This window comes from Lentzea sp. (assembly GCF_036380075.1).
Classification (GTDB): Bacteria; Actinomycetota; Actinomycetes; order Mycobacteriales; family Pseudonocardiaceae; genus Lentzea.
On record NZ_DASVFL010000042.1, the window covers coordinates 28,945 to 40,930 of the forward strand.

Consider the following 11,986-nt stretch of genomic DNA (forward strand, 5'->3'; position numbering starts at 1 on the left):
CACTCTCCTGATCAGGACGAGCTGATGCCCATGGCCCGCCGGACCAGGTCGCTCGCGTCCATCGCGTCAAGGGATTCCGTCGAGTCGTGCGCGGGTTCCTGCTCGCCCTGCCCGGCGAGCCGCAGCACCAGGTCCAGCACCCCGCCGGCCTTCAGCAGGTCGAACGGGACTGCCGCCAGCGCGGCCCGGAACCGCGCCTGCTCCGGGTCCGCCGCCTCCGGCGTCAGCCCGGCCAGCAGGTGGGCGGCCAGCGCCACCGGTGTCGGGTGGTCGAAGACCATGGTCGCGGGCAGCCGCAGGCCGGTCGCGGCGGTGAGCCGGTTGCGCAGCTCCACCGCGGTGAGGGAGTCGAACCCGATCTCCTTGAACGCCCTGGTGGCGTCGAGGTCGTCGGGATTCTCGTGCCCGAGCACCGCCGCGGCGTGCTGCGCGACCAGCCGCACCAGCAGCTTGTCCTGGTCCGGCCGCGGCAGCCCCGCCAGCCGGTCGGCCAGCGACGTCCCGCCCGCGGTCTCGGCCGGAACGGCAGATCGACGCCGGGCCGGACGGGCCAGTCCGCGCAGCAACGGCGGCACGTCGGCCGCGTTCCTCAGCGCGGACACGTCCAGCGGCGCGGCGACCACCAGCGGCAGCGGCTGGGCCAGCGCGGCGTCGAACAGCGCCAATCCGTCCTCTGTGGACAGCGGTCGCATGCCACCCCTGGCGAGCCGCCGCACCTGGTCGTCGTCGAGGTGCGCGGTCATGCCGCTGCGCTCCTCCCAGAAGCCCCAGGCGATCGAGGTCGCCGGCAGGCCGCGGACGCGGCGGTGCTGTGCGAGCCCGTCGAGGAAGACGTTGGCGGCGGCGTAGTTGCCCTGCCCGGGACTGCCGACGGCACCGGCGGCGGAGGAGAACAGCACGAACGCCGCCAGGTCCTGGCCCGCGGTCAGCTCGTGCAGGTTGAGCGCCGCCTCGGCCTTGGGCCGCCAGACCCGTTCGATCTGCTCCGGGGTCAGCGCGGTGACCACGCCGTCGTCGAGCACGCCCGCGGCGTGGACGACCGCCGTGATCCGGCGCCCCTCCAACACCTTCGCCAGCGCCGCCTTGTCCGCAGCGTCGCAAGCCACGACCTCGGCGCCCAGCTCGGCTTCGAGCTCCGGTGCCGAACCGGATCGGCTGAGCAGCAGCACGTTGCGGGCGCCGCGTTCGGCGAGGTGCCGGGCGACGTGCGCACCGATCGTGCCGGTGCCGCCGGTGATCACGACCGTGCCGTCCGGGTCCAGCCCGTGCGGGACGGTCAGGACGACCTTGCCGATGTGCCTGGCCTGGCTGACGAACCGCAACGCCTCGCGCGCCTGCCGGACGTCGAACGCCCGCACCGGCGAGAGGTCGAGCTCGCCGCGGTCGAACAGCGCCACGACCTCCCGCAGCATCTCGCCGGTCCGCTCCTCCCCCGCCTCGCCGAGGACGAACGCCCGGTAGCGCACGCCGGGGTGCCGCGCCGCGACGACGTCCGGGTCGCGGACGTCGGTCTTGCCCATCTCGACGAACCGGCCGCCCTCGCCCAGCAGCCCGAGCGAGGCGTCCACGAACTCGCCCGCGAGGCTGTCCAGCACGACGTCGACCCGCCCGAACCGCTCGGCGAACTCCAGCGTCCGCGAGGACGCGACCCCCTTCAGCCCGGTGAGCGCGCCCCACTTCGACGGACTCGCCGTGCCGTAGACCTCGGCGCCCCACGCCCGTGCCAGCTGCACGGCCGCCATGCCCACACCACCGGCGGCCGCGTGCACCAGCACCGACTCACCGGCCCGCAGGTCGGCGAGGTCCCGCAACGCGTACCAGGCCGTGAGGAAGACCATCGGCACCGACGCCGCGTCGGCGAACGACCACCCGGCCGGGATGCGCGTCACCAGGCGGTGGTCCGCGACCGCCTCCGACGAGAACGCGCCGGGGAACACGCCCATGACCCGGTCGCCCACCGCGAGGTCGACACCGGGGCCGACCTCGACGACGACACCGGCGCCCTCGTTGCCCACCGCCGTCTCCCCGCCGGGGTACATGCCGACGCACATCAGCGCGTCCCGGAAGTTCACCCCGGCCGCCCGCACCGCGATCCGCACCTCACCCGCCGCCAGCGCACGGGGTTCGGCGGCCTCGACGGTCACGCCCTCCAGGCTCTGCCCGTCGACCGCGAGCCGCCACGGCCCGTCCGGCAGCGCCAGCACCTCCGGCTGGTCCCCGGTCAGCCGCGGCACCAGCACCTTCCCGGCACGGACCAGCGCCGCGTTCTCGCCCAGCGCCACCAGCGCCGGCACGACGCCGAGGTCGTCGTCGTGCTGCACGTCCAGCACCGTGACCCGGCCGGCGAACTCGGCCTGGGCCGACCGCACCAGACCCCAGACCCCGGCCTGCGACAGGTCCACATCGGACTCGTCACCGGCCGCGCCGCGGGTGACGACGACGACCTGCGAGTCACCCTCCAGCAACGGCCGCAGCCGTTCCGCCAGCCAGGTCACGACCTCCAACCCGGTCCCGGACGGACAGGTCAGCACCACGTGGTCCACGTCGGCGGCGTCGGGCAGCACGACCGGCAGCCACCGCACCCGCATCAGCGCGTCACCCCGGCCGGCCGCGGCCAGCTGGTCCTCGCTGACCGGCCTCGACCGCACGGCCGCCACCGACGCGACGGGCGCGCCGGTGAGGTCGGCGAGGTCGAGCGACACCTCGTCGGACCCGGTGCGCCGCAACCGGACCCGCAACGCCGCCGTGCCCTCCGCGTGCACCGTCACGCCGGACCAGACGAACGGCAGGCCGACGGCCACGTCGTCCGCGACCGCGCCCGACACGTGCAGGGCGGCGTCGAACAGCGCCGGGTGCAGCGTGAACCGGCTCGGGTCGGTCCCCTCCGGCAGCGCGACCTCCGCGAAGACCTCGTCCCCGCGCCGCCACACCCTCCGCAGCCCCTGGAACGACGGCCCGTACCCGTACCCCGACTCGGCGAGCCGGTCGTAGAACCCGTCGATCCCCACCGCTTCCGCACCGGCGGGAGGCCACTCGTCCAACGACACCGCGTCCTCACCGGAAGCCACCAGCCGCCCTTCGGCGTGGTGCGTCCACTCCTCGCCGTCCGCCGACGAGTAGACCGCCACACTCCGGCCGTCGGCCTCGGGCGCGCCCACCAGCACCTGCACCGCCACCGACCCGTCCGGCGGCAGCACCAGGGGCCGGTGCAACGTCAGTTCCTCGACGGTCGAACACCCGACCTCGTCGCCCGCGCGCACCGCCATCTCGACGAACGCCGTGCCGGGCAACAACACCCGGCCCGCGACCGCGTGGTCGGCGACCCACTCCGGCGAGCTCGCCGACACCCGGCCCGACAGCACCACACCGCCGCCGTCGGCCAGCGCCACCGACGAGCCCAGCAACGGGTGCCCCGCACCGCCACCACCGCTCGGGCCGGGGTTCAGCCAGAACCGCCGCCGGTCGAACGCGTACGTCGGCAGCTCCACCCGGCGGCCTTCCGCCAGGCCGGGCCACGAGACGTCGACGCCGTGCACGAACGCCTCGGCCAGCGACAGCACGAACCGGTCCAGCCCGCCGTCGTCGCGCCGGATCGACCCCAGTGCCACCACGTCCGCGGTCTCCTGCACCGACGACACCAGCACCGGGTGCGGACTGACCTCGACGAACACGTGCAGGCCGTCCTCGACCGCGGCGAGCGTCGCCTGGTCGAACAGCACGGTCCGGCGCAGGTTCTCGTACCAGTACTCGGCGGTGAGCTCGGCGGTGTCGATCAGGCCGCCGGTCACCGTCGAGTAGAACGGCACCTCGCACGACTTCGGCGTGACGCCGGAGAGGACCTCCAGCAGCTCCTCGCGGATCGACTCGACCTGCGCCGAGTGCGACGCGTAGTCGACCGCGATCCGCCGGGCGCGCACGCCCTCCCGTTCGCACCAGGCCAGTGCCTCGTCCAGACCGGCGGGGCTGCCGGAGACGACCGTCGACGCGGCGCCGTTCACGGCCGCCACGGACACGCCGTCCCACCGGTCCAGCAGCTCGCGCACCCGTGCCGCGGGCAGGCCGACCGACATCATCCCGCCCAGCCCGGACAGGCTCACCAGCAACCGGCTGCGCGCGACCACGACCAGTGCCGCGTCCTCCAGCGACAACGCCCCGGCGACGCACGCCGCCGCCATCTCGCCCTGCGAGTGCCCGATCACACCGCCCGGCGTGACACCGCTGGCCAGCCACAGGGCACCCAGCGACACCATCACCGCGAACAGCACCGGCTGGACGACGTCCACCCGTTCCAGCTTCGGCGCACCCTCCACACCGGACAGCACGTCGAGGACCCGCCAGCCCAGCAACGGTTCCAGCACCCGGTCGCACTCGGCCAGCCGCTCGCCGAACACCGGGGACGCCGCGGCCAGCTCGATCGCCATGCCCTGCCACTGCGACCCCTGGCCGGGGAACACGAACACCGGGGCCCGCCCGGACTCGTCGGCGACCGCCTGGACCAGGTTCGGCGCGGGAGCCCCCTGCGCCAACGTCTTCAGCGCGGCCAGCACCTCGTCCCTGTCAGCCCCGACCGCGACGGCGCGGTGCGGGAGCGAGGTCCTGGCCGTCACGAGCGAGTGCGCGATGTCGGCGAGGTCGTCCCATCCGTCCACGAAGGACAGCAGCCGTCCGGCCTGTGCGCGCAGCGAGGCATCCGACCGCGCGGACAGCACCACCGGCACCACCGAGGCGACGGCGGCGGGAGGCTCGTCCGCCTCGGGGGCCTCCTCCAGCACCACGTGCGCGTTGGTGCCGCTCATCCCGAACGACGACACACCTGCCCGCCGCGGACGCCCGTCGCGCTCCCAGGGCCGTGCCTCGGTCGCCACCGCCACCGCGCCCGCGGACCAGTCGACGTGCGACGTGGGCGTCCCGACGTGCAGGGTCGCCGGCACGATGCCGTTGCGCATCGCGAGCACCATCTTGATGACCCCGGCGACCCCGGCCGCCGCCTGCGCGTGCCCGATGTTCGACTTCACCGAGCCCAGCCACAACGGCCGGTCGCGGCCCTGGCCGTAGGTCGCGAGCAGGGCCTGCGCCTCGATCGGGTCGCCGAGGCTCGTCCCCGTGCCGTGCGCCTCGACGACGTCCACGTCGGACCCGACCAGTCCGGCGTTCGCGAGCGCCGCGCGGATGACGCGTTGCTGCGAGGGCCCGTTCGGGGCGGTCAGGCCGCTGGTGGCACCGTCCTGGTTCACCGCGGTCCCGCGGATGACGGCGAGGACGCGGCGGCCGTGGCGCCGGGCGTCCGAGAGCCGTTCCAGCACGAGCACGCCGACGCCCTCGCCCCACGCGGTGCCGTCGGCGTCGTCGGAGAAGGCCTTGCACCGGCCGTCCGCCGCGAGCCCGCGCTGACGGCTGAACTCCACGAAGGCGTCCGGCGTCGACATGATCGTGACACCGGCACCCAGCGCGAGCGAGCACTCGCCGCCCCGCAGGGCGGTGACGGCCAGGTGCAGCGAGACCAGCGACGACGAGCACGCGGTGTCGACGGTGACCGCCGGGCCCTCCAGGCCGAACACGTACGACACCCGGCCGGACATGACGCTCGCCGCGCTGCCGGTCCCCGCGAACCCGGCCAGGCCCGCGCCCGGATCGCGGGCGAGGGTGGCGTAGTCCTGGCTGTTGCTGCCGGTGTAGACACCGACCGTGGTGCCGTGCAACGCGTCGGCGTCGAGCCCGGCGCTCTCGATCGCCTCCCACGACGTCTCCAGCAGCAGCCGCTGCTGCGGGTCCATCGCGAGCGCCTCCCGCGGGGAGATCCCGAAGAACCCCGCGTCGAAGTCGCCCGCGCCGTGCAGGAACCCGCCCTCCCGCACGTAGCACGTGCCGGCCCGGTCGGGGTCCGGGTCGTAGAGCGCGTCGACGTCCCAGCCGCGGTCGGCGGGGAAGGGCTCGACGGCGTCGCCGGAGCGGGACACCAGGTCCCACAGCTCGTCCGGGGTCGACACCCCGCCGGGGAACCGGCAGGCCATGCCGACGACTGCGATCGGCTCCCTCTGGCGGTCCTCCAGCTCGCGCACCCGCTGACGGGTCCTGCGCAGGTCGGTCGTGACCTTCTTCAGGTACTCGACGACCTTCTCATCCTGGGTCATGGCACACCTTTTGTCTGCTCAGCGCGCGGAACGGGCACACGGCCGCGGGCGGGGCGGCCCCCGCCCCGGCCTGACGTCACACGCCCGCGCCGACGGCCCGCGTCGTGTCGAGGGTCCGCAGGCCACGAGCCGGAGCGCTGATCAGCGCGGCCATGTTGCCCGGCGGGTGGCTGTTCTCGTACATCAGCTGGTGGGCGTGGCCGACGTCGTTCAGGTCGCCGCACCACGACAGGCACGGGTCCAGCTGCCCGGTCGCGACCAGCTGCGTCACCTCGCGGCACTCCCGCGTGTTCGCGTAGTGCGAGCCCTGCAGCCGCTTCTGCCGCATCCACAGGTGCCGCAGGTCGACGTCGGCGTTGTAGCCGGTGGTGCCGCCGCAGATGACGACCATGCCGCCCGCGTCGCACACGTACATCGACGTCGGGATGGTGTCCTCGCCGACGTGCTCGAGCACGATCCGCGGCGAGCGCCGGTCGCCGAGGACCTCCCAGAAGCGCCGGCCGAAGTCGCGGGCGCCGCGGGTCCAGCGGGCCATCGCCTCCGCGTCCATCACCTCGGGCAGCCGGCCCCAGTGGTCGAAGTCCCTGCGGTTGATGACGCCCTTCGCGCCGAGCCGCTCGCAGTACTCCGCGCGGGAGTCGTCGGACACGACCGCGATCGGGATGCCGCCGAACATCCGCACGATCTGGATGGCCATCGAGCCGAGACCGCCGGCGCCGCCCCAGACCAGCACCGGGTCGCCGGGCCGCACGACGTGCGGCGGCCAGCCCATCAGCTGCCGGTAGGCGGTGACGCCGGTGAGCATGAAGCACGCCGCCTCCTCCCAGCTGAGGTTCGCGGGCTTCGGGTGGCACTGGTACTCGTCCACTACGGTGAACTGGGCGAACGAGCCGTAGTTGTTCTGGTAGCCCCACGCGGCCTGCGAGGACGACGAGATCGGGTCGGTGCCCAGCCGGATGTCGGCGGCCGACTCGTCCCACTGGCAGCCCGACAGCACGACCTCGTCGCCGACGGACACGTCGTGCACGCCCTCGCCGACGGCCCAGACGACGCCCGCGCCCTCGGAACCGCCGATGTGGAACCCGGAGGTGTCGCCCGCCTTGGCGCGCGCGGCGATCACGTCCAGCGGCGACCCCAGCGCCGACCACACGTTGTTGTAGTTGATGCCGGCGGCCATCACGAGCACGAGGACCTGGCCGCGGCCGACGTCGGGCACGGCGAGCCGCTCGACCTCGAACGCCTTGTCCGGCGGGCCGTAGCGCTCGGGACGGATGACCGACGCGTACATCTCCCGCGGGACCACCCCGAGCGGTGGAATTTCACCCGGTTCGTACAGGGTTTTCACCATCGCCGGATCCTTTTCACCTGAAGTCGGCTCCAGCGGCGTTCCGAACGCGTTCAGGCCCTTTGGGAAATCGAACCGGCGAAGGGCAGCCGCCAGGACCGCCCCCGCAGGTCCGCGACCCCATTACCGCCGGAATCGCCTGCTGTCTCAGGATTCGACTGTATGGATCGCCCGCACACCCCAGAACCCCTAGATCGTCCCCCTAAACGGACACTCCGGGAAGAGGTGCCACCTGCTGGGATGATTGTGCAATGACGTGCGGCGAGAGGTCGCGTGGTTGCAACGGCCCGCTAACCGCGTGTAGTGTCCGAAGAGGTTCACTCGGAAGCGGATGAACGATCTGGGGGTCGTTCTCTTTCCTGTCCGCTTCGCGAATCCATCACCGGTTTGTCCGGTCGCAATGGGGCGGCCACCGTGGGACGTCAGGGGCAATGGGGGCTCTCTGACGGCCCCTGGAGAGGTTTGCCCACGCCCCCCTCGACGGGTTGCGCGCGACGCCGCCCCAGGGACCGGAGGACCGTCACGCCCCAGCACATCGCGGTTGTCTGAGATTCGCACCCACTCACGCCGTCACCAGGTACACCCGAATCGCGACCGCGACGGGGCTGGTCGGCGCGGGCACCGCTCCCGCGCCGGGACGCGCCTCCTCCGACCGGCACCGGTCACCACCGGAGCCGAGGTGAGGCGCGCCCTGAAACCCGGCTGGGTCTCATTTTTGACTTCATGGGGGGTCAATTCTGATGTCATTGGTCGAGCGCGGAGAAGAGCTTTCCGATTTTTCCGGGATTTTCGCCGACGTCACCCGCGGAAAAGGCCGGATCATCGTCGTCACCGGAGTGGTGGCGAGTGGCAAGACCGAGCTGATCGACACACTCCTGGAGAAGGCGGGCGAGGCGGACGCCGACCGGGTGGTGGTCTCCAGTTCGGAACTCACCAGCAATCTCCCGCTCGCACTGGTGGTCCAGTTCCTGCAATGTCTGAAGCTGCCACCGGACCTGCGTCGCGAGGCGTCCGCGCTGTTCACCGAGTCAATGCTCTCCCCGGCTCCCGGCGGCCTGGACGACGGCGTGCCGGAAACGTCGATCGCCCGGTACGCCCATTTGCTCAACGAGGTGGTGCTCACGGCCGCACGCCGCCGGCCGCAGATCGTCGTGGTCGACGACGTGCACAACGCGGACGCCGCCTCGCTGCGGTGCCTGGCGCACCTCGCGCGGGCCATCGCGACCGCGCCGGTGCTGCTGATGATCACCTCGCGGACCGGCGCGCGGCTCGCCCACCAGTTCTTCTTCGACGACGTGCTGCGCCAGCCGATGAGCACGCACCTGCGCCTCACGCCGCTGTCCCAGGAGGGCACCCGGCAGCTGCTGGCGGCCCGGCTGGGCGAGCAGGCCGCCACCCGGCTGTCCGGCAACTGCCACGCCCTGACCGGCGGGAACCCGTTGCTGCTCAACGCCGTCGTCGAGGACCACCTCGCCGAGGCGCTGACGCAGGTGCCGCAGCCGCGGCAGCAGACCTACCAGGTCGTCGTGGGCCCGCGGTTCATCGAGGCGTTCCTCACCTGCCTGCACCGGGTCACGCCGGAGGCGCTGCAGCTGGCCAGGGCGGTCGCCGTGCTCGGCGAGTGGGCCAAGCCGACCCTGCTGGCGTCGCTGACCGGCCTCGACACCGCGACGACGGCGCTGGCGTTCCGGTCGCTGAACGAGTCGGGACTGCTGCGCGACGGCCAGTTCCGGCACGCGACCGCGCGCGCCACCGTGCTCGGCCACCTCGGCGCCAAGGACGGCACGGCGCTGCACCTCAAGGCCGCCGCGGCGATCTACCACGAGGGCGGCTCGGTGACCGTGATCGCCGAGCACCTCGCCGCCGCGGACACGTGCGAGTACGCGTGGGGCGTGCCGGTGCTGCAGTGCGCGGCCGAGCACGCCAACGCCGCCGACGACACCGCGACGGCGGTCCGCTACCTGCGGCTCGCGTACCGGGAGACGGCGAACGAGCAGCTGCGGGCCTCGATCGGCAACCGGCTGGCCGCGCTGGAGTGGCGCCTCGACACCTGCACGGTCACCCAGCACCTGCCCACGCTCACCACGGCGGTGCGCAACGGGCACCTGCCGCACCACCAGCTGCCCGACATCCTCCAGTACCTGCTGTGGCACAACGAGGTCGACGACGCCAGGGCGTTGATCGCCCAGCTGCCGCCGGACGTGGCGGACTCGGACGTCCGCACGATCGCCGCGCTGCACTTCCTGCGCTGGTGGCTCACGCACACCTACCCGGAGCTGGTCGGCGAGGTCCGCGACGTCCACTTCGACCCGTCCAAGCACGACACGACGGCGGTGTCGGAGGTCGTGCGGGCGCAGGCCCGCGCGGCGACGCTGCTCCAGACCCTGCTGACCCGCGGGCCCGCGCACAGCGTCCAGCACCAGGCCGAGCGGATCCTGCAGAGCTGCCAGCTCGGCGACGGCACCCTGGAGCCGCTCCAGGTCTCGCTGCTCGCCCTCACCTACCTCGACCAGCTGCCCGCCGCGGCGTCGTGGTGCGAGGCGCTGTACCGCGACTCCGGCGACCGCGGCGCGCCGACCTGGCGGGCGATGCTGGCCAGCACGTACGCCGAGATCGCGATCAGATCCGGTGACATGGCCGCGGCCGCGAGCTACGCGAGATGCGCGCTCGGGGCGTCTCCGTCGCAGACCTGGGGCAGTCACATCGGCGTCCCGCTCGGCAACCTGGTGTACGCGCTGACGGTGATGGGCGAGCACGACGAGGCCGCCGCGCTGCTGCGGCTGCCGTTGCCGGAGGCCGTGCTGGAGTCCCGGTACGGCCTGCACTACCTGCGGGCGCGCGGCACCGTCCACCTGAACCAGGACCGGCCGCTCGCCGCGCTCAGCGACTTCCTCGCCTGCGGCAAGCTGATGCTGAAGTGGGGCATCGACCTGCCGGCCATCCTGCCGTGGCGCACCGACGCGGCCGAGGCGCACCTGCAGCTCGGCAACCACAAGGCGGCCCGGCTGCTGGTGCACGAGCAGCTGCACCTGGCGCAGGGCCGGACGCGGGCCAGGGCGATCGCGCTGCGGCTGCTCGCCCGGCTCAGCGCACCGGAGGACCGGCCGCGGCTGCTCACCGAGGCGGTCGAGATCCTGCACGACTGCAAGGCGGAGCTCGAGCTGGCACTGGCGCTCACCGACCTCGCGTCGGCGTACCAGACCCTCGGCGAGCCCAGCAAGGCGCGGATGACCACCCGGCGGGCCCGGCGGCTCGCCACCCGGTGCAAGGCGGAGTCGCTGCGCAAGCTGCTGCACGTCGGCGGCGACGTGGAGGGCGCCGACCTGCCGGAGGCCGACGTCGAGCTGCCGGTCGCGGCCGACTGCGCGCAGCTGAGCGAGGCCGAACGCCGGGTCGCCGACCTGGTGTGCGACGGCAACACCAACCGGGAGATCGCGCTGAAGCTGTTCGTCACGGTGAGCACCGTGGAGCAGCACCTCACCCGGATCTACCGGAAGCTGAAGGTGAAGCGGCGCGCGGACCTCGCCACCGCGCTGCAGATGCAGCTGCTGGACAGCTCCATGTGACGACATCACGCCGGACCGGCCGCGACACCTCCCGGGTGCCGCGGCCGGTGCCGTCTCACGGTCCGGCGATCTCCCGCAGCAGCACCGGGAGCCGCTCGCGGTACCCGGCCACCGAGGCCAGCTTCACGTCCTCGTAGCCGCGCACCCCGTCCGGCAGCCCGGCCAGCTCGACGCACGCCCCGAGGGAGCCCGCGGTCACCGCCGGGAGCACGCGCTCCACGGCCGCCCGGTACTCCCCCACCAGCTCGCGCTCCACCCGGCGGACCCCGGTGTGCCCGAACGGGTCCAGCCACGAACCGCGCACCCGGCGGCTCGCCGCCAGCGCTTTGAACGCCGGCACCGCGAGCCACGACCGCAGCTTGATCTTGCGCCGCATGCCGAACGCGCGCAGCAGCGGCGGGTGCAGGTGCCACGTCATCGCGCCACCGCCCAGCTCGTCGCGGTGGCGCAGGTGCAGCCGGGCGACCTCGTACTCGTCCTTGTACGCCATGAGCTTGTGCAGGTTGCGCGCCACGGCCTCGGTCAGCGCGGTGCTGCCGGGGTCGGCCCGCGTCTCGGCGGTGCGCACCGCCCGCACGAGGTCCAGGTACTCGCGGGCGTAGCGCGTGTCCTGGTAGCCGACCAGGTCCGTGATCCTGGTGAGCACGAGGGCGCGCAGCGCGGCGGGTGCTCGCCAGTCGCCGAGCACGGTCCGCGCCTGTGCGGTGTCCTCGACGGCCGTGACCTTCGCCAGCGCGGCACGGACGCGGTCGGGGCGCGCGACCGCGGCCCTGCCCCACTCGAACGCCGCCAGGTTCGCCCGCACCGCGACACCGTTGACGCGGATGGCCTCCCGCACGGCGGAACCCGACACGGGCAGCAGCCCGGCCTGGTGGGCGGCGCCGAGCACCACGACGTTGGCGAGGGCGTGGTCGCCGAACAGGTCCTCGGCGATGCCGGTCGCG

The 11,986-nt window shown here is 73.3% G+C and carries 4 protein-coding genes; 1 reads left to right on the forward strand and 3 read right to left on the reverse strand.

The genetic code is table 11. The features are described from left to right. Positions 1-11: 11 nt before the first annotated feature. Together VF330_RS05395 and ccrA are read right to left on the reverse strand one after the other, a co-directional pair. Positions 12-6,131 (reverse strand): type I polyketide synthase, encoded by a 6,120-nt coding sequence (locus VF330_RS05395; protein ID WP_330850374.1) that lies wholly within the window; start codon positions 6,129-6,131, stop codon positions 12-14. A gap of 76 nt (positions 6,132-6,207) precedes the next feature. Then, positions 6,208-7,479 (reverse strand): crotonyl-CoA carboxylase/reductase, encoded by a 1,272-nt coding sequence (ccrA, locus tag VF330_RS05400; RefSeq protein WP_330850375.1) that lies wholly within the window; start codon positions 7,477-7,479, stop codon positions 6,208-6,210. A 737-nt stretch (positions 7,480-8,216) separates the two neighbouring features. On the opposite strand from ccrA, the gene VF330_RS05405 reads away from it, so the two are divergent. Next, entirely contained in the window at positions 8,217-11,042 is a 2,826-nt protein-coding gene (locus VF330_RS05405; protein WP_330850376.1) for a helix-turn-helix transcriptional regulator, read from the forward strand. 55 nt (positions 11,043-11,097) lie between these two features. Here the strand turns inward: VF330_RS05405 and VF330_RS05410 are convergent. Next, positions 11,098-11,986 (reverse strand): DUF6537 domain-containing protein (locus tag VF330_RS05410; RefSeq protein WP_330850377.1); only part of this gene is annotated, 889 nt, incomplete at its 5' end.

Excerpts from the sequence above, each read along its gene's own strand:
- VF330_RS05395 (WP_330850374.1), bottom strand. The coding sequence starts at position 6,131 with ATGACCCAGGATGAGAAGGTCGTCGAGTACCTGAAGAAGGTCACGACC.
- ccrA (WP_330850375.1), bottom strand. The coding sequence starts at position 7,479 with ATGGTGAAAACCCTGTACGAACCGGGTGAAATTCCACCGCTCGGGGTG.
- VF330_RS05405 (WP_330850376.1), top strand. The coding sequence starts at position 8,217 with ATGTCATTGGTCGAGCGCGGAGAAGAGCTTTCCGATTTTTCCGGGATT.